The sequence below is a fragment of the Thiomonas sp. genome (genome assembly GCF_034007205.1).
Lineage (GTDB): Bacteria > Pseudomonadota > Gammaproteobacteria > Burkholderiales > Burkholderiaceae_C > Thiomonas.
The window spans coordinates 44,904-61,933 of record NZ_JAVERI010000004.1 but is presented as its reverse complement, the minus strand read 5'-3'; the positions used below and the strand labels follow the sequence as shown (position 1 = coordinate 61,933).

The 17,030-nt window shown below is 65.3% G+C and carries 15 protein-coding genes; 3 read left to right on the top strand and 12 right to left on the bottom strand.

What is annotated here, in order from left to right; translation table 11 throughout:
• The first annotated feature begins 112 nt into the window (after positions 1-112).
• Positions 113-1,012, top strand: coding sequence for a polysaccharide deacetylase family protein (locus RBR52_RS04565; RefSeq protein ID WP_320376009.1), 900 nt, complete (start codon positions 113-115; stop codon positions 1,010-1,012).
• A 196-nt stretch (positions 1,013-1,208) separates the two neighbouring features.
• The gene (gene galU, locus RBR52_RS04560) at positions 1,209-2,093 is read left to right on the top strand and encodes a UTP--glucose-1-phosphate uridylyltransferase GalU (RefSeq protein WP_320376008.1); all 885 of its coding nucleotides are present in this window, start codon (positions 1,209-1,211) and stop codon (positions 2,091-2,093) included.
• Here galU and ppk2 read toward each other — a convergent pair.
• From ppk2 to RBR52_RS04515, 9 genes are all read right to left on the bottom strand, one after another.
• Positions 2,084-3,013 (bottom strand): polyphosphate kinase 2, encoded by a 930-nt coding sequence (gene ppk2 / locus RBR52_RS04555; protein WP_320376007.1) that lies wholly within the window; start codon positions 3,011-3,013, stop codon positions 2,084-2,086. The two genes, galU and ppk2, sit on opposite strands and share 10 nt — an antisense overlap.
• A gap of 165 nt (positions 3,014-3,178) precedes the next feature.
• Positions 3,179-3,403, bottom strand: a complete 225-nt coding sequence (locus tag RBR52_RS04550; protein WP_320376006.1) for a sulfurtransferase TusA family protein — start codon at positions 3,401-3,403, stop codon at positions 3,179-3,181.
• Positions 3,404-3,502: 99 nt separating this feature from the next.
• Positions 3,503-4,621: an alpha/beta fold hydrolase gene (locus RBR52_RS04545; RefSeq protein ID WP_320376005.1), complete on the bottom strand. Its 1,119-nt coding sequence runs from the start codon at positions 4,619-4,621 to the stop codon at positions 3,503-3,505.
• Positions 4,622-4,633: 12 nt separating this feature from the next.
• Complete coding sequence (locus RBR52_RS04540; RefSeq protein ID WP_320376004.1) at positions 4,634-7,030, bottom strand: plasma-membrane proton-efflux P-type ATPase; 2,397 nt, start codon at positions 7,028-7,030, stop codon at positions 4,634-4,636.
• A 21-nt stretch (positions 7,031-7,051) separates the two neighbouring features.
• Positions 7,052-8,479, bottom strand: a complete 1,428-nt coding sequence (locus tag RBR52_RS04535; protein WP_320376003.1) for a dihydrolipoyl dehydrogenase — start codon at positions 8,477-8,479, stop codon at positions 7,052-7,054.
• Between the two features lie 122 nt (positions 8,480-8,601).
• On the bottom strand, positions 8,602-9,711 hold the full coding sequence (locus RBR52_RS04530) for an ABC transporter permease (protein WP_320376002.1): 1,110 nt from the start codon (positions 9,709-9,711) through the stop codon (positions 8,602-8,604).
• A 16-nt stretch (positions 9,712-9,727) separates the two neighbouring features.
• Positions 9,728-10,843 (bottom strand): ABC transporter permease, encoded by a 1,116-nt coding sequence (locus RBR52_RS04525; RefSeq protein WP_320376001.1) that lies wholly within the window; start codon positions 10,841-10,843, stop codon positions 9,728-9,730.
• A gap of 13 nt (positions 10,844-10,856) precedes the next feature.
• Positions 10,857-12,650, bottom strand: a complete 1,794-nt coding sequence (locus RBR52_RS04520) for an ATP-binding cassette domain-containing protein (RefSeq protein WP_320376000.1) — start codon at positions 12,648-12,650, stop codon at positions 10,857-10,859.
• Positions 12,634-13,671, bottom strand: a complete 1,038-nt coding sequence (locus RBR52_RS04515) for an efflux RND transporter periplasmic adaptor subunit (RefSeq protein WP_320375999.1) — start codon at positions 13,669-13,671, stop codon at positions 12,634-12,636. The genes RBR52_RS04520 and RBR52_RS04515 overlap by 17 nt, the downstream gene beginning before the upstream one ends.
• A 160-nt stretch (positions 13,672-13,831) precedes the next feature.
• Here RBR52_RS04515 and RBR52_RS04510 point away from each other — a divergent pair, with 160 nt between their 5' ends.
• Entirely contained in the window at positions 13,832-15,205 is a 1,374-nt protein-coding gene (locus RBR52_RS04510; RefSeq protein ID WP_320375998.1) for a TolC family outer membrane protein, read from the top strand.
• 18 nt (positions 15,206-15,223) lie between these two features.
• On the opposite strand, the gene RBR52_RS04505 is transcribed toward RBR52_RS04510, so the two are convergent.
• The 3 genes from RBR52_RS04505 to RBR52_RS04495 all read right to left on the bottom strand — a co-directional run bounded on the left by RBR52_RS04505 (position 15,224) and on the right by RBR52_RS04495 (position 17,000).
• On the bottom strand, positions 15,224-16,000 hold the full coding sequence (locus RBR52_RS04505; RefSeq protein WP_320375997.1) for a Crp/Fnr family transcriptional regulator: 777 nt from the start codon (positions 15,998-16,000) through the stop codon (positions 15,224-15,226).
• A gap of 85 nt (positions 16,001-16,085) precedes the next feature.
• Positions 16,086-16,550 carry a universal stress protein gene (locus RBR52_RS04500; protein WP_320375996.1) on the bottom strand — a complete coding sequence of 155 codons (465 nt, stop codon included), beginning with the start codon at positions 16,548-16,550 and terminating at the stop codon, positions 16,086-16,088.
• Positions 16,551-16,601: 51 nt separating this feature from the next.
• Positions 16,602-17,000: a translational machinery protein gene (locus RBR52_RS04495; RefSeq protein ID WP_320375995.1), complete on the bottom strand. Its 399-nt coding sequence runs from the start codon at positions 16,998-17,000 to the stop codon at positions 16,602-16,604.
• Positions 17,001-17,030 lie beyond the last annotated feature (30 nt).

Here is a 17,030-nt window from a genome sequence, read left to right as displayed (position 1 = left end):
GATTGGCAACGTCCTCGCCATTGAAGCAGACACCCTGCGCCCTGGGGCTGTGTCAGGTCAAGTCCTCTACGATGCGGGTTTTGGCGTCCTGTCCAGTAACCTGTCCCAATCCATGCCGTTTCTCGCGCTCAAAATCGATGTCGATACCCTGCGCGGCACGCTCGAAGGTGTGCCCGCGCTGCTTCGCCTGCTTGACCAGCATCAACTGCGTGCGACCTTCCTGTTCAGCCTCGGGCCAGACCACACCGGGCGCGCGCTCAAGCGGGTGTTCCGCCCCGGCTTCCTCGCCAAGGTCCAGCGCACCTCAGTCACCCGCCACTACGGCCTGAAAACCCTGCTGTATGGCACCCTGCTGCCCGGCCCGGACATCGGCAGGCGCGCCGCCGGGCCCATGCGCGACGCCGACCGGGCCGGCCATGAAACCGGCGTGCACACCTGGGATCACGTCCTCTGGCAAGACCATGTGGTGCGCAAGAACGCCGACTGGACCCGCCGTCAGCTTCAGCTTGCTGCCGAGCGCTACGGCAAAATCTTCGGCCGCCCCCCGCGGGTCCACGGCGCCGCCGGCTGGCAGATGAACGATGCGGCCTATGTGCTGGAGCAGGAACTGGGCTTCACCCTGGCTTCGGACGGCCGGGGCACGCATCCCTTCTTGCCCGTCGTCCAGGGGCGGACGTTGACCGTGCCGCAACTGCCGACCACCCTGCCCACCCTCGACGAGCTGATCGGCGTGGGCGGTCTCGACGCCCACAACGTGGCCGACCACCTCCTGCGCCTGAGCACCGACGGTCGGGACCATGTCTACACCCTGCATGCCGAGCTGGAAGGCGGTCAGCTCGCCCCCGTGTTCGACCGCCTGCTGCAAGGCTGGAAGGCCGCCGGGATGCACTGCACTTCGATGCGCGACTATGCCGACTCGCTGAACCCGGCCGCCTTGCCGCGCCACGCCGTGGGCATGGGCAGCATAGCTGGGCGCAGCGGCACCCTCGCCCTGCAAGGCGCCGCCGTATGACTTCGGTTTCTGCCAATCTGCCGCGCGTGGTCTGGACGCGCATCCTGGCCGAGGGTTATGTGCCGCGGCGGCGAACTTGAAAAACGCCTGCACGGAAAGTGGCCCAAACCGCATTCTCACTGGAGGACCATACCGCCGCATCGCGGATTCCCTTGTTAGTATCGGCGTCATTCCTGATGCATTCACGACTCTGCCCATGCCCCCGACCATCACCAAAGCCGTCTTCCCCGTCGCCGGTCTCGGCACACGCTTCCTGCCCGCGACCAAGGCCACGCCAAAAGAAATGATGCCGGTAGTCGACAAACCGCTCATCCAGTATGCCGTGGAGGAGGCTTATGCCGCGGGCATCACCGAAATGATTTTCGTCACCGGCCGCCACAAACGCGCCATCGAAGACCATTTCGACACGGCCTACGAGCTGGAGCATCAACTCGAAGAAGCCGGCAAGCAGTCCATGCTGGAAGTCGTGCGCAGCGTCAAACCCGACCATGTGCAGTGCGTGTTCGTGCGCCAGCCGGTGGCCAACGGCTTGGGCGCAGCGGTGCTGTGCGCCGAGCGTCTGGTGGGGGACGAACCGTTTGCCGTCATTCTGGCCGACGACCTGCTCGTGGGTGAACCGCCCGTGATGGCGCAGATGGTCGACATTCACAGCCGTCATGGCCGCAGCGTGCTGGCCACCGAGGAAGTGCCGCGCGAACACACCAGGCGCTACGGCATCGTCAGCGGTCAGGAGATCACGCCGGGGCTGACCTCGCTGTCGGGCATCGTGGAAAAACCCGCGCCCGATGTGGCGCCCAGCACGCAGGCGGTGGTGGGCCGCTACATCCTCAGCCCGCGCGTGTTTCATCACCTGCGCAACGGCAAGCCGGGTGCCGGAGGCGAGATCCAGCTCACCGACGGCATTTCCGCCTTGCTGCATGAAGAAGCGGTGTACGCCTACCGCTACAAGGGCCGCCGTTTCGACTGCGGCAGCAAGCTCGGCTACCTCGAAGCCACGGTGCAGCTCGGCATGTCCCACCCGGAAACCGGGCCGGAATTCAGCGCCTATATCGACAGCCTGCGCTCAGTGGGTCAACCGTAAACCTTGGGCACGAGCATCTGCGCTGGCACGGGATGGCGCGTGTAGTCCGGGTGGCGTACGCGCTCGGGCAGTTCGATGGGCGCGCGTTCGATTTCGTGGTAGTCGAACTGCGACAGCAGGTGGTGGATGCAATTGAGCCGCGCCAGCTTCTTGTCGTTGCCCTCGACCACCCACCAGCGCGCTTCTTCGATGTGCGTGCGCTCGAGCATGTCTTCCTTGGCCTGAGTGTAAAGCTCCCAGCGGCGGCGGCTTTCCAGGTCCATCGGGCTGAGCTTCCACTGCTTCATCGGGTCGTGAATGCGGCTGAGAAAGCGCATGTGCTGCTCGTCATCGGTGATCGAAAACCAATACTTCAGCACCTTGATGCCCGAGCGCACCAGCATGCGCTCGAATTCGGGCACGGAGCGGAAGAACTCTTCCACATCCTCCTCGCTGCAAAACCCCATCACCCGCTCGACTCCCGCGCGGTTGTACCAACTGCGGTCGAACAGCACGATTTCGCCCGCAGCCGGCAGATGCGCGGCGTAGCGCTGGAAATACCACTGCGTGCGTTCGCGGTCGCTGGGCGCGGGCAGCGCCACCACGCGGCAGACGCGCGGATTGAGCCGCTGGGTGATGCGCTTGATCACACCGCCCTTGCCCGCCGCGTCGCGGCCTTCGAACAGCACGACCACTTTCTGCCGGGTTGACGCCACCCAGTCCTGCAGCTTCACCAATTCGGCCTGCAGACGAAACAATTCCTTGAAATAGACCTGCCGCGCCAGCCGTTCTTCCTCATCGCTGCGCACCAAGGCGCCATCGGCATCGGCCAGATGATCGGTGCGATCCTCGATTTCGAGTTCCAGCTCTTCGTCGTAACCGTCGGTGAGGTCGCGCTCGATGCGCTTGAGCAGGGCGGCGTGGTCGTCAAACGGAGTCATGTGCGTGATTCCTTGGGCGAGTTGATGGAAGGATGGGCCCCGAAAGCGGATCGGGGGTTTTCGGATTCATCCGATTCATCCTCTTGCAACTTCATGACAGATCGATGACGACCCGATGCCAAAGCCTCCGGTACAAAAGCCCATGCCGACTTTTCCAGGCGTGAATCAGCGCCGTCGCAGCAGGTGGTGATATTCGCCGCCCTCGGTCTTCTGCTCGACCAGGGTGTTGCCGGTCTGTCGGGCAAACGCCTGGAAGTCCTTCACCGAGCCGACGTCGGTGGACACGATGCGCAGCACCTGGCCGCTCTGCATCTGCGCCAGCGCTTTCTTGGCCTTGAGGATGGGCAGCGGACAGTTCAGTCCGCGCGCATCCAGGTCGACATCAATCACGGGTTGCTCCACTCGGTTCTCCAGTTTGGGCGCGATCAGGCCATTTTATGTATGGGCGCATTGCGCGGCAGTGCGTCAATCGATCCACTGCCAATCGCTTCACCGCCAGCGCTTGATCCAGGCGCCGATTACCGGCCAGGCTTCATCGAGGGTGCGACGGCCCATGAACAGGCCCACATGCCCGCCGGGGACGATGCGCTGCTCGATCTGGTCGGCAGGCGTGCCGCAGAGGTGTCGCGCGGCAAAGACCTGCTCATGCGGCGTGATGTCGTCGCTCTCGCCCGCGAGCAGATACAACGGGCAGGTGATGTCTTTCAGGTGCAGCGCGCGGCCCAGACCGACGAACTGACCCTTGGCCAGCAGATTGCGCCGGAACAACTGGTCGATGACCTGCAGATACCAGCGCCCGGGCAGGTTCAGCGGATTCTCGTACCAGCGCTCGAAGGCTTCGGTCTTGCTCAGCCAGACCGGGTCGTCGATGTGTTCGTACAGGTCGATGTGCTCCTGCACGTAGTGCTGCTCGGGGTGCATGTTCTTCCAGCCGGCCAGCATGTATTTGCCCAGCATCAGCCCGCCGCCGCTGGCGACCAGTTCTTCGTAGAAACTCATCGGCGTTTGCTTGACCATTTTCAACAGCGGGCCGTGGCCGGCGTGGGTATCGATGGGCGAGCCCGCCAGCACCAGACTGGCGACCTTGTCGGGAAAGCGCGCGGCCAGCATGGCCGCCATCCAGCCGCCCTGGCACAGGCCGACCAGATTGACGCGCCCGCCCAGGTCGTCGATGCACGCCAGAAAGTCGCCGAGGTATTGATCGACTTCGAGGTCTTTCATGTCCAGCGTGGCGCTGTGCCAGTCGGTGAGGAACAGCGGGCCGACCCCGGCCTGCTTCAGGGTCTGCATCAGGCTCTGGCCCTCGTGGTAGTCGGCGATCATCGAGGTGTGTCCGGCATAGGGCGCGTTGACCAGGGTGGGAACGCCCTCGGCGCCGCTTGCGGAGTAGTCGCACAGATCGAGGGTGCGCAGCTTCAGACGCACCGTGTGCGCGGTGGCCAGGCTGGGCTTGATGCCCCCGTGCAGGCGCACTTCCTCGTCGAGAAACTTCACATTGCGCGCAGCCAGCTCGATGCCCTGCTCGGCCATGTCGGCCGCGAGTTGCATCGGCCAGAAAAACGGCACGTTGAGATGGGGTTTGGCGGACGAGTCCGGGGAATCAGACATGAGAAACCTCCTTCAGGCTATGGCAAAGTAATGGAACAAGGGTCGCTTGACCCATAAGTCCAGCAAAAAAGTGAATACCACCGTTGCGAGCAAAACCATGCCCACGACGAACCAGGGCAAAGCGGCCATCAGCACGCCGAAGACCGCCAGCCAACAGACGATGATCCCATCGCCGATGCTGGCCGCTGCCATCCAGCGCGAGGGGCCGAGCGACCACAGCGGGCCGTCGCTGCGCAGCAGATAAATTCCCGCCTGGTTGCCGAACACCAGGATCAGGAACACCACGGTCTGCAACTGCGCCAGGCTCAACCCTTGCGCCTGCGCCCAGACGTACACCACCCAGGCGAACAGCAGGCTGAACACCGCGAGCACGATGGACGCGCCCATGAGCCGCCCCACCTGCCAGCGCTGCGGCTGCGCCGACGGATGCACGCGGTCGGTGGCGATGCTCATGGTGGCGAAGTCGTTGGCGAACAGCATCAGCACGATGAGCAGCGGCGAGATGACGAAGTGCCCGGTCAGCAGCAGGCCGAGAGTGAGGAAGACCACGATTTCCAGCGTGCGCAGCACCTTGTTGAGGGTGTAGGTGAGCATGCGCCGGTGCACCTCGCGGCCTTCGCGCACCACGGTGAGCACGCCTCCCAGTCCCGGATCGGTGAGCACCACCCCGGCGGCCGCCTTGGCCACGTCGGTGGCGCTGGCCACGGCGATGCCCATCTCGGCCTGGCGCAGCGCGGGGGCGTCGTTGACGCCGTCGCCGGTCATGCCGGTGACGTGCCCGGCCTTTTGCAGCGCGGCGACGATGTGGTGCTTGTCCTCGGGCAGCACGCGCGCGTAGAGATCACATTGCGAGGGGTCCAGCGCCACGCCATGCTGGATGTGGCAGACACGGGTACCCAGTCCCAATTCACCACCGACGGCGCGGGCGGTTTCCTCGGCATCGCCGGTGGCCATGCACACGCGCACGCCGAGCTGCTTGATCCGGGCGATCAGATCGGCGGCATCGGGCCGGGGCGGATCGGACAGGCCGACCACGCCGAGCAACTGCAGCGCATCACTTCGTCCCGCCGCCACCGCGAGCACGCGGGCGCCGCTGGTGGCGAGCTGCTGTTCCGCCGCATCCAGCGCGGTCTGCTGCGCGGCGTTCAGATGGCACAGCGGGCCGATGACCGTAGCGGCCCCCTTCACCGCGCGCCAGGGCTGGCCGTCCACGGTGTAGAGGCCCTCGCTGCGCCGCGTGGCCGGGTCGAACGGACTGAAAGCGCTGCGCGCCGGCGCGTCGGCCAGCAGCCCGCGTTCGCGCGCGGGGGCGAGCAGCGCCAGATCGAGCGGATCCTGCGTGGCGTCGTCGCTGGCCAGCGCGGCGGCGCGCAGCACGGCGTTTTCGTCTGCGCCCGGCGCCAGCGCCGCCGCGCCCGCGTAGCGCAGGCGGTTCTGCGTGAGCGTGCCGGTCTTGTCGGACACCAGCGTGTCCATCGCCGCCGCTTCTTCCACTGCGGGCAGGCGCGTGACCAGCACGCCCTGATGCGCCAGCGACTGGCCGCTCACGGCGGTGGCCAGGGTGTAGGTGGCGGGCAGCGCGACCGGCACCGAGGCGACCAGCAGCATCAGCGCGAATACCGCGGTGTCGAGCGGGGGCAGGTGATGCCACAGCGCGAAGCCGATGACCAGCGCCACCAGCACGGCGTCGAACACCACCAGCCGCTTGACGATGGCGAAAATGGTGTTCTGCATATGGCTGGGCGCGCTGGAGGTGCGCACCAGTTCGGCGGTGTGGCCGAAGAAGGTGTGCGCGCCGGTGGCGGTGACCACCCCGCTGGCCTCGCCCTGCCGCACGATGGCACCGGTGTAGGCGGGCTTGCCCGCGCCCGCGTCCACCGGCAGCGATTCGCCGGTGAGCGCCGATTCATCGAGCGACACGGCGCCGCCTTGCAGCCGCAGATCGGCCGGCACGATGTCGCCGGCGCGGATGTGCACCACATCGCCCGGCGCCACCTGCTCGGCGGGAATCTGCCGCCACTGACCCTCGCGCAGCACGCGGGCGTTGACATGCAGTTGCTTGCGCAGCAGCGCCAGCGCGTCCTTGGCGCGCTGCTCCTGCACGAAGGCGACCACGGCGTTGAACCCCAGCAGCACGGCGATGACCAGCGCTTCCAGATCGCGCCCGAGCAGCAATTGCAGCACGATGACGGCTTCGAGCATCCACGGCACCGGCGCCCAGAACTTGAGCAGCAGTTGCCGCCAGGCAGGAACGGTCTGCTCGGCAATCGCGTTGGGGCCGAAGCGCGCCAGACGCGCGGCGGCTTCGGCTGCGCTCAGGCCCTGGGCCGGATCGGTCGGCGGCAAGTCGTCGGTCTCACTGGGCTGGGCGGCGGTTTGCGCAGATGTCTGGCTGGGCGTGGTGGTCATGTCATGCGCTGCAGCGCCTGGTTACGGCCGAAAACTGCGCGCCGCCTTGTTGATGCCCTCGCTGAGCATGGGATGCGGAAAGACGCAATCGGCCAGCGCCTGCGCGCCCAGACCTTGTTCCATCGCCAGCGCCAGCGGGGCGATGAGCTGGGCAGCGTCCATACCGGCGATCTGCGCGCCCAGCAGTCGGGCGTCACTGCGATTGAACACCAGTTTGATGAAACCCTGCGTCTCACCATAGATCTGCGCGCGGGAATCCTCCGCATAGTCGTAGCGCGCCACGGCCACCGAGCCCGCACCCAAAGCCGCCTCGGCCTGCGCCGCGGTCTGGCCGACATGCGCCAGCTCCGGCTCGGTGAACACGGTCATCGGCACGGCGTGAAAGGGCATGCGGTCCACCGCCTGACCGCCTGCGGCGATGCAGTGCGCCGCCACCAGGCTCTGGCGCACCGCGGAATGGAACAGCATGCTGCGCCCATTCACATCGCCGGGCGCCCACACTCGCGGGTTGGAGGAGCGCAGCGTGTCGTCCACCCCCACATGCCCGCGCTCCAGCGCCAGGCCGAGGTGTTCCACGCCTTCGGGCAGCACCGGCACGCGACCGGTGGCCATGAGCACGGCGTCGCCACTCATGCCAAGCTCGCCGCCGCTTTGCTTGTAGCGCACGTAGTAGCCACTGCCCTCGCGCGCGATGCTGAGCACCTGCGACGACAATTCGATGCGCACCCGCTGCGACAGGCTGGCGTGCAAAAAACTCGCCAGTTCGGCATCGAACCCGGGCAGCAGCTGAGGCGCGTATTCGAGAACGGTGCACTCGGCGCCGAGGGCCTGCAGCATCGAAGCCGTCTCCACCCCGATATAGCCGCCGCCGATGATGACCAGATGGCGCGGCAAGGGCAGATCGGCGCCAAGGCGGAACAGGTCATGCGAGGTCAGCGCCAGATCGGCGCCGAGAATCGGCAAGCGCGCCGGCGCCGATCCCGTGCCGAGGATCAGGTGAGCAAAGCGCACTTCACGCGAACCGCTGCCGTCGCTGGCGTCGATGCGCGCGCGGTCGGGCGCGACGATCACGCCACGCCCCTGCACGAAGGCCACGCCGCCCTCGGCGATCTCGCGGGCGTGCTGCGCATAGCGGGTGTTCTGCACCCGGTCCTTGTGCGCGAGCACGGCACGCCAGTCCGCCGCGGGCTTGCTGCCGTGCAGACCGAAGCCCTCGAATTTGTCGGTCAGACTGCGCACCAGCGCCGCCTCGCGCACCGCCTTCGACGGCACGCAACCCTCGGCCAGACAGTCGCCGCCGAGATTGCCTATGGGGTCGACCATCAACACCGACTGCCCTGCCCTGGCGAGAAAAAAGGCGCCCGGATACCCGGCACCGCCCGCGCCGAGCACGAGCACGTCCACCTCGTCGGCGAGGGCGGTCAATGGGGTTTGAAAGGCAAGCGCCATACCACTCTCCACATTCCATGAAAGATGCGAAACATTGGATTGCGGCGGTGCAACATGGCGCTTGATATGCATCAAGGCCGACAGCCTTGGGAATGTCAGACTCGCTCCAAAATGCAACGCGGCTATGCCATGCGATGGCGAAAAAGCCAGCCGGCCAGCGCCATGCTGACCACGCCGATCAGCGCCAGCGGCCAGTATTGCGACATCAGGTCACTCACCCCATAGCCTTCGAGATAGACCCCGCGGGTGATGATGAGAAAATACCGCATCGGGTTGAGGTAGGTGAGCCACTGCACCGCCTGGGGCATATTGGCGATGGGCGTGGCAAAGCCGGAAAGAATGATGGCCGGCACGAGGAACATGAACACCCCCAGCAGGCCCTGCTGCTGCGTGACGGCGATGGACGAAATCATCAGCCCGATGCCCGTGGCGGCGAGCAGAAAGAACAACAGCCCGATCGCCAGCGCCGGCACGCTGCCGACGAACGGCACCCCAAACCAGAGAATGGCGACGACGGCGATGAATGCCGCCTCCAGCCCGCCGATGATGAAGCCCGGAAGCGCCTTGCCCAACAGGATTTCCACCGGCCGCAGCGGCGTGACCAGCAGTTGGTCGAAGGTGCCCATCTCGCGCTCGCGCGCCACCGACAGCCCAGTGACCAGCAGAGTGACGACCAGGGTGAGCAAGGCGACGATGCCCGGCAGAATGAACCAGCGCGACAGCAGGTTGGGGTTGAACCAGGAGCGGATGTCCAGCCTCGCGGGAGGGCCGCGCCAGCCGTGTTGCGCGGCCCATTGCTGGTTGAACGCGAGCAGCACGCTGTTGGCATCGTTCAGCGCCAGCGAGGCGGTGTTGGAGTCGCGCCCATCGACCAGAAGTTGCACGGTGGCGGGCTGATGGCGCAGCAGATCGCGGGTGAAATGCGCGCCGATGTGCAGCACCAGCAGGGCGTCCTTGTCGTCGATCAGCGGGGCGATTTGCGCATGGTGGGTGATGGTGGCCACCTGGCGGAAGGTGGACGTGCCGGAAAAGCGCGCCACCAGTTCGCGCGAGGCGTAACCCGAGTCTTCGTTGTAGACCGCGTAGGGGATGTGATTGAGGTCATAGCTCGCGGCGTAGCCGAACACCAGCAACTGAATGAGCGGCGGGCCGATGAGCACGGCGCGGCTTGCCTTGTCGCGCAGCAACATGAGCAGTTCCTTGATGACGAGGGCGAGAACTCGGGCGAACATGCTGACAGACGCCCTCTCAATCCAGCCGCTTGTGGGATTTGCGCCAGGCGATGCCCATGAAAATCACCCCCATCAGCGCCAACGCAGCGCTGTTGCTCAACACCACCGGCCACACATCGCCCGCCAGGAACACCGTCTGCGCAATGGCCACGAAATAACGTGCCGCCACCAGATGGGTGAGAAACTGCACCACGGCGGGCATCGATTCGATGTCGAAGATGAAGCCCGACAGGATGAACGCCGGCAGGAAGGTCACGATGACCGCGACCAGCGCGGCGACGAACTGGCTGTTTGCCAAGGTGGAGATCAGCAGCCCCATCGCCAGCGACACCAGCAGGAACAGCGCCGAGCACAGCACCAGCAGCCACAGGCTGCCGACCAGCGGCACGGCAAACAGCCACACCGCCATCGCCACCGACAGCGCCATGCCGCCCATGCCGAGCACGAAATAGGGAATGAGCTTGCCGAACAGGATTTCCGCCATGGTCACCGGGCTGGCCATCAGCGCCTCCATGGTGCCGCGTTCGCGTTCGCGTGCCACCACCAGCGCGGTGAGCAGGGCGCCGATCAGGGTCATGATCACGGCAATCAGCCCCGGCACCAGAAAGTCGCGGCTGCGCACTGCGGGGTTGAACCAGATGCGCGCCTGCACGCTGACCGGGATGAGCAGGGGCTGGCCTTGCCGCTCGGCGTCGATCTGCAGCCAGTTCTGCCACACGCCCTGCAGATAGCCTTCCATGATGCGGGCGTTGTTGGCGTCCACGCCGTTGACCCACACCGCCACGGGAGCGGAGCGGCCGGTGAGCGCCAGACGGGTGAAGTCACCGCGCAGCCAGACGATGCCGTCGACCTTGCGGGTCATCAGCGCCTGGCGGGCGGCGGCGATGTCGGGATAGATTCTGGGGGCGAAAAACGCCGACTGCTGCAGCCCGCCAACGAAACTGCTGGTCTGCCCGCTGGGCTGATCGACCACCACCGCAAGCGGCACATCGCGGGCATTGAGCGACACGCCGTAGCCGAACAGCAGCAGCAACAGCACCGGCAGCACGAAGGCGATGGCGATGGCCGACGGATCGCGGATGATCTGCAAAGATTCCTTGCGTACCAGGCCGCGCAGGCGTTGCCGGTTCATCGCCTTGTTACCCTCATGCGGCGCGGCGAATCTGCGCCTCGTGCGACTGGATCAGCGCGATGAAGGCGTCTTCCATCGTCGGGTCGGGCAGCGCGTCGGTGCGGATGCGCCCGCGTATCTCGCGCGGCGTGCCGTAAGCCAGAATCTCGCCCAGCGACATCAGCACCAGATGGTCGCAGTACTCGGCCTCGTCCATGAAGTGCGTGGTGATCATGACGGTCACGCCCGATTCGGCCAGATGGTTGATGCGCTGCCAGAACTCGCGCCGCGCCAGCGGATCGACGCCGGAAGTCGGCTCGTCGAGAAACAGGATGGACGGCTCGTGCATCAGCGCGCAGGCCAATGCCAGACGCTGCTTGTAGCCCAGCGGCAGGGCCATGACCTCCGCGTCGGCATACTCGGTCAGATCGAACTCATCGAAGGCCCAGGCCAGCCGCTGCCTGCGCCGCGCGCCGCCCAGTCCATAGGCCGAGGCGAAGAAATTCAGGTTCTGTCGCGCGCTGAGATTGCCATAGAGCGCGAACTTCTGCGAGACATAACCGATGCGCGCCCGCGCATCCGCACGGGCGGTGCGCAGGTCGGCGCCCGCGACGCGCAGCGTGCCCGAAGACGCGGGCAGCAGGCCGCAGAGCATGCGAAAGGTGGTGCTCTTGCCGGCACCGTTGGCGCCGAGCAGGCCGAAAATCTCGCCCTTGCCGACTGTGAAGCTGATGCCCTTGACCGCCTGGAACGCGCCGAAAAACCGGCGCAATTCCTTCACTTCGATCACCGTGGGCGGCGCTTCGTCCGGCTTGGTCAGGGTGCTGGCCGTCGGCTCGGCCTGGGGCTTGACCTGCAACGGCGCGGAAGGCTGACGGGTTTGCAGCAGGCTCACAAACGCATCTTCGAATCGCGACTCCACCGCCTGCCAGTCTTCGCCGGGCTGCTGCGGCGGCTGCGTGCCCTGCAACACCACCCGCACCCCTTCGGCCTGCACCAGCGCATCGACCACCCCGGCGCGGGCATGCAGCGACTCCTGCAGCGTGCGGCGATGCCGTTGCGCATGCCGCACCAGAAATACATGACCCTTCAACGGAGCATGAAACGCCTCGGGCGGTTGATGCGCCAGTACCTGGCCTGCGTGCAGCAGCACGATGTCGTCGCACTGCTCGGCCTCGTCGAGATACGCGGTGCTCACCAGCACGGCGACATTCTGGCTGCGCAACAGCTTGATGATGCTCCAGAGTTCGCGCCGTGAAATGGGATCGACGCCGACCGTCGGCTCGTCGAGCAGCAGCAGACGCGGTGCACGCAACAGCGTGCAGGCCAGCCCGAGCTTTTGCTTCATTCCCCCGGAAAGCGCCCCCGCCCGTCGATGCGAGAACGGGCCGAGCGCGGTGAGCTTGAGCAACTCGTCGAAACGCTGTTGCCTCTCTTGCGCTTTCAGTCCTTGCAGATCGGCGTACAGGTCGAGATTTTCCTGCACGGTGAGGTCTTCATACAGGCCGAAGCGCTGCGGCATATAGCCGATGATCTGCTGGATGGCCGTGGCTTCCTTGCGCGTGTCCAGCCCCAGCACCTTGACCTCGCCCGCGCTGGGCAGCAGCAGAGCTGCGGCGAGGCGGATCAATGTGGTCTTGCCCGCGCCGTCCGGCCCGAGCAGACCGGTGATGCGGCCCTGTTGAATGCGCACATCAACCCCCTTGAGGGCATCGGTCACGGTCTTGCCCTGGTTGAACCGTTTGTGCACCGCGGCCAGTTCCAGCGCCGCAGCGGCTGGCTTTGCGCCCTGCACTTCCGGCACTGCCGTTTCAGTGTTGGCAGACATGCGCAGAAACCGATTGCGGCGCGTTGTTGCGCAGCGGAACCTGCACCGTCACCGGCATGCCCAGGCGCAGTCTCTGGTCGGGGTTGCAGGCATAGACCCGCACCCGATACACCAGTTGCGCGCGCAACTCGGTGGTCTCGACGGACTTGGGGGTGAACTCGGCGGTGGGCGAAATATTGCCGATCCAGCCCCTGAAAGGCTGGCCGGGGAAGCTGTCGCTCAGAATGTCGGCGCGCATGCCCGGCGCGATCTTGCCCAGCTCGGTTTCGGGCACATAGGCACGCACCCACACCGGGTTGTTCAGCGCCAGCGTCATCACCGGGGTTTGCGGCGCGGCCATGTCGCCGACTTCCAGAATGCGGTTTTCGACCACGCCGTCATCGGGCGCATACAGCACCGTGTCGCTCAGTTGACGCTGTGCCAGTGCGAGTGCGGATTCATCGGCCTTGACCGTCGCCTGCGCCGCGGCGATGTCTTCCTTGCGCGGGCCCTGCAGCGCCAGGCTCAAGGCCTGGCGCGCGCGCTGCACATTGGCGGCCGCGGTGTCGAGCTGCTGGGTGACGTTGTCCAGGCTCTGGCGGGGCAGGAAGCCAGACTCCACCAGCGTCTTTTGTCGCGCATAAGTGGCCTTGGCATTGGCCTGCGCCGCCAGCGCCGCATCGACCCCGGCACGCGCCTCGGCAATCTCCTGCGGACGGCTGCCGGCCTTGAGCTTGGCCAGCACGTTCTTTTGCGCCAGCAAGGCGGCCTGCGCGCGATCGACCGCATCCTGGTAGCGCACCGCGTCGATGCGGGCCACCGCCTGCCCCTTGCGCACGGCATCGCCTTCCTGCACCAGCAGCTCGGAAACCCGCCCGGCATCGTTGAACGCGAGCTGCACTTGGCGGATGTCGATATTGCCATACATCGTCAGCACGTCGGCGTCCGGCTTTTTCTGCTGGATCCACCAATAAGCGCCGCCGGCAGCGAGCGCAACGATGAGCAGCACCACGATGATCAAGGGCCGTTTTTTGTTGTTCATGGAAGTGTGAATGACGGGGTTGATGCGGTGCCGCAATTTATTTTTCATTGTCGCGCCGGTGCGCCCTGCAGCCATGATTCAAGTCAATCATGCTCATACCGCGGCGCGTAGCATCGATCGCTGCATCTCACTCCCTGCATTGCATCCCTGAACCCCTCCGATGACCACGTCTGTCTTTTCTGCCCGAGGTCTGGCACGCGCAGTCTGTCTGGTCGGTTGCAGCCTGGGCCTGATGGGAACGTCCGAGGCCGAAACCCTGGCGCAGGTTTTCACCCTCGCGCAACAACACAACCCCACGCTGCGCAGTGCGCAGGCCAACTATCGGGCCGCCCTGTCGGGCGTGCCGCTGGCGCGCTCCAGGCTGTTGCCGCAACTCACCGCGGGCGCCAATCTGAGCGCCAGCGCGCAGGACAACAGCGACAACCCGCTGTTGCAGAAATTCGGCATGCCCACGCAGTGGAACTACACCTCGCGCGATGTCAATCTGGTGGCCACGCAGGCGCTCTACCAGCCGGCCGATCATCTCGGCGTGGAACAGGCCGATGTTGCCGCGCGCATCGCCTACCTGAAGTTCGTGCAGCAAGACCAGGATTTGATGCTTCAGGTCGCCGCGCGCTATTTCGATGTGCTCGCCGCGCAGGACAGCCTGCATTCGCTCAAGGAACAAGACAAAGCCGTCGTGCAACAGCTCAAGTCGGCACAGGCCAACTTCGATGCGGGCAACGGCACCATCGTCGATGTGCGTGACGCGCAGGCGCGTGTCGATCTCACCGCCGCCCAGGTGCTGGCGGCGCAAAACCGGCTCCAGCTTGCGCGCAACAGCCTGCAGCAAGTGGTCGGCGCGCCGGTACGAACGCTGGCGCCCCTGCCCCGCAGCACGGCGCTTGCGCCGCCTGTGGGCGATATGGGCGTGTGGGCGCGCAAGGCCGAAGAACACAATCTGGGCGTCGATGAGGCCCTTTTGAGCGTGAAGCTGGCGCAACTGGGCGCCCAAAAAGCCGACACCGGCTACAAGCCCACCGTCTCCGCCTATGCGCGTCTCGACCACAACGCGACAAGCGGCGGCAGTACGCTGTTTCCCTTCAGCAATCGTGCCAATGTCGCCACAGTGGGGGTGCAGATGCGCTGGCCGCTGTTCACCGGTTATGCGGTGCAGAGCGATGTCGAACAGACCGCGCATCTGCTGGAAAAATCGCAATCCGATCTGGACGCCGCGCGCTTGAATGCTGCGCAGGCGGCGCGCGCCGCCTACCTCAGCGTGCAATCCGGGCTGGCGCAAGTGAAGGCGCTCGACGCCGCCATTGCCTCCAGCCGCAGTTCGCTGCAGGCGAACGAGACCGGGTTCAAGGTGGGCATGCGCGTGAACATCGACGTGCTCAACGCCCTGTCGCAGCTCTACGAAACCCAGCGTCAGGCCGACCAGGCGCGCTATGACGTGCTGGTCAACATGCTGCGTCTGAAAAGCGCGGCAGGCCAGCTCGACCGCCGGGATGTCGACACCTTGAGCGCCCTGCTCGAACCCCCCGCGCAGTAAAACTGGGTTTGACCGAGATCAAGCCAGTTTGAGCGCCTGTTTGGCGGCCGGCTTGCCGCGAGACGATGCGGGCAGACTGACCACCCCGTCCAGCCAGACGCGCAATTGGTCTTCACGCAGGATTTCGATTTGCCGTTTGTCCACCCGCACCACGCCCTGCTCCTGCAAATGGGAAAGCAGGCGGCTGACCGTTTCCATGCTCAGACCCAGGTAGCTGCCGAGCTCTTTGCGGGTCATCGGCAACTCAAAGCGGGATTCCGCCTGGGCACCCCGACGCGAGGCCTCCAGCCTGTCGACCAGGAAGTGTGCGATTTTTTGCGTGGAACTCATGCTGCCCAGCATCAACTGATCCTGCTCGGCCCGCATCAGCCTATCCGACACATAAATCAGCAGACGATCGAGCAGCGCACGATCATCCTGCATGATGGCCTGCACCCCGGCCATCGGAAATTCGCAGACGCTGGAAGGCACCAGCGCGATCAGATCGACCATGTAGCGCTGCTCCGCGAAAGCGCTCAGCCCCATGAATTCGCCCGCATAGTGAAAGCTGACGATCTGAGATAGCCCGTCTTCACCGATCTCCTCGGCCTTGAAACCCCCGCTCAACAGCAGATAGAGATATTTGAACGGCTCACCGCTGTGCACCAGGATTTCACCCCGGTTCAACTCCAGCGTCGCCTCCGCGGTTTCGGTGATGCGCTGTCGCAAGATCGGCTCCAGGTCTGAGGGCAGATGACCATCGCAGGGGTGCGGATGACGCGAGCGGAACGGGGCTGCAATGGAGTGACGTTTCATGCGTGAATCCGAATCCAGTGGATTCGTGCATCGTAACAGGCCACTGCCGGAACACAATAAACTAAATATGGCCAGATGCCAAGCATCAGAGTGAAGTCTGCAGTTCCGCCCTCCCACCCGCATGCACGATCAATACCGGCACCGTGCTGCGCTGCGCCACGCCTTCGGCCACGCTGCCCAGAATCAGGCGGCGCACGCCGCTGCGGCCATGGCTGCCGATGACGATCAGATCGGCGCCCCAACGATGTCCTTCTGCCAGGATGGCGTCGGCCACGCGCGGCAAGGCCTGCGTGGTTTCCACCACGGCGGAGCTGACATCCATGCCCGGGGCAAGTGCTTCATTCACCCAACGGGCGAGCAGCAGGCGGGCGTCGTTGCCCAGCACACCCAGAAATTCCGGGGAGGAACTCAGCAGGCCGTTGGCTTCCACCACCACGATGAAGCGAATCGCGGCGCCTTGGTCGCGCGCCAGGGCAGTGGCCTGGGCAGCGGCGGATTGTGCGGTCTGGCTGGCGTCGATGGGAACCAGGATTTTTTTGTAGGTGGACATGATGAGCGTTGCGGTGGAGGCGAGAACAGGGACGGGTCGGGCAAAAGCCGGTCAGACCGCCATCGGGTCGCCGAGCATCTGATCCCTGGCCTTGAAGTAGTGCCGGGCGTGCGCGACCAATTGAGCGTCGGTGGGATGATCGGCCGACTCCAGGCCCTGTACATGCTCGGCCACGGCGGGGTCGTGGCGTTGCAGATGCTTGAACAGCGCCAGCTTGGCCTGCCCCGGCCCGGTGATGAGCACCTCGGGAACGCCGTCCAGGGCTTCGGCCACTGCATGGTAGAACTTCGGATCCTCGGCCGCCTTGCCGCTGCCGATCACGCCGCTCATGATGTGCAGATGCGGATGTTCCTTGGGCAGGATGATGGACTTCTCGATATCCGCCGGGTCGATGAACAGCACCCGGGCTTGAGAATGATCGATCCAGACAACGGCGTGACGATGGGCCATGATTCAACTCCTTTCGCAAGAAATAGACAC

Excerpts from the sequence above, each read along its gene's own strand:
- RBR52_RS04565 (WP_320376009.1), top strand. The coding sequence starts at position 113 with ATGCCGTTTCTCGCGCTCAAAATCGATGTCGATACCCTGCGCGGCACG.
- galU (WP_320376008.1), top strand. The coding sequence starts at position 1,209 with ATGCCCCCGACCATCACCAAAGCCGTCTTCCCCGTCGCCGGTCTCGGC.
- ppk2 (WP_320376007.1), bottom strand. The coding sequence starts at position 3,013 with ATGACTCCGTTTGACGACCACGCCGCCCTGCTCAAGCGCATCGAGCGC.
- RBR52_RS04545 (WP_320376005.1), bottom strand. The coding sequence starts at position 4,621 with ATGTCTGATTCCCCGGACTCGTCCGCCAAACCCCATCTCAACGTGCCG.
- RBR52_RS04540 (WP_320376004.1), bottom strand. The coding sequence starts at position 7,030 with ATGACCACCACGCCCAGCCAGACATCTGCGCAAACCGCCGCCCAGCCC.
- RBR52_RS04535 (WP_320376003.1), bottom strand. The coding sequence starts at position 8,479 with ATGGCGCTTGCCTTTCAAACCCCATTGACCGCCCTCGCCGACGAGGTG.
- RBR52_RS04530 (WP_320376002.1), bottom strand. The coding sequence starts at position 9,711 with ATGTTCGCCCGAGTTCTCGCCCTCGTCATCAAGGAACTGCTCATGTTG.
- RBR52_RS04525 (WP_320376001.1), bottom strand. The coding sequence starts at position 10,843 with ATGAACCGGCAACGCCTGCGCGGCCTGGTACGCAAGGAATCTTTGCAG.
- RBR52_RS04520 (WP_320376000.1), bottom strand. The coding sequence starts at position 12,650 with ATGTCTGCCAACACTGAAACGGCAGTGCCGGAAGTGCAGGGCGCAAAG.
- RBR52_RS04515 (WP_320375999.1), bottom strand. The coding sequence starts at position 13,671 with ATGAACAACAAAAAACGGCCCTTGATCATCGTGGTGCTGCTCATCGTT.
- RBR52_RS04510 (WP_320375998.1), top strand. The coding sequence starts at position 13,832 with ATGACCACGTCTGTCTTTTCTGCCCGAGGTCTGGCACGCGCAGTCTGT.
- RBR52_RS04505 (WP_320375997.1), bottom strand. The coding sequence starts at position 16,000 with ATGAAACGTCACTCCATTGCAGCCCCGTTCCGCTCGCGTCATCCGCAC.
- RBR52_RS04500 (WP_320375996.1), bottom strand. The coding sequence starts at position 16,550 with ATGTCCACCTACAAAAAAATCCTGGTTCCCATCGACGCCAGCCAGACC.
- RBR52_RS04495 (WP_320375995.1), bottom strand. The coding sequence starts at position 17,000 with ATGGCCCATCGTCACGCCGTTGTCTGGATCGATCATTCTCAAGCCCGG.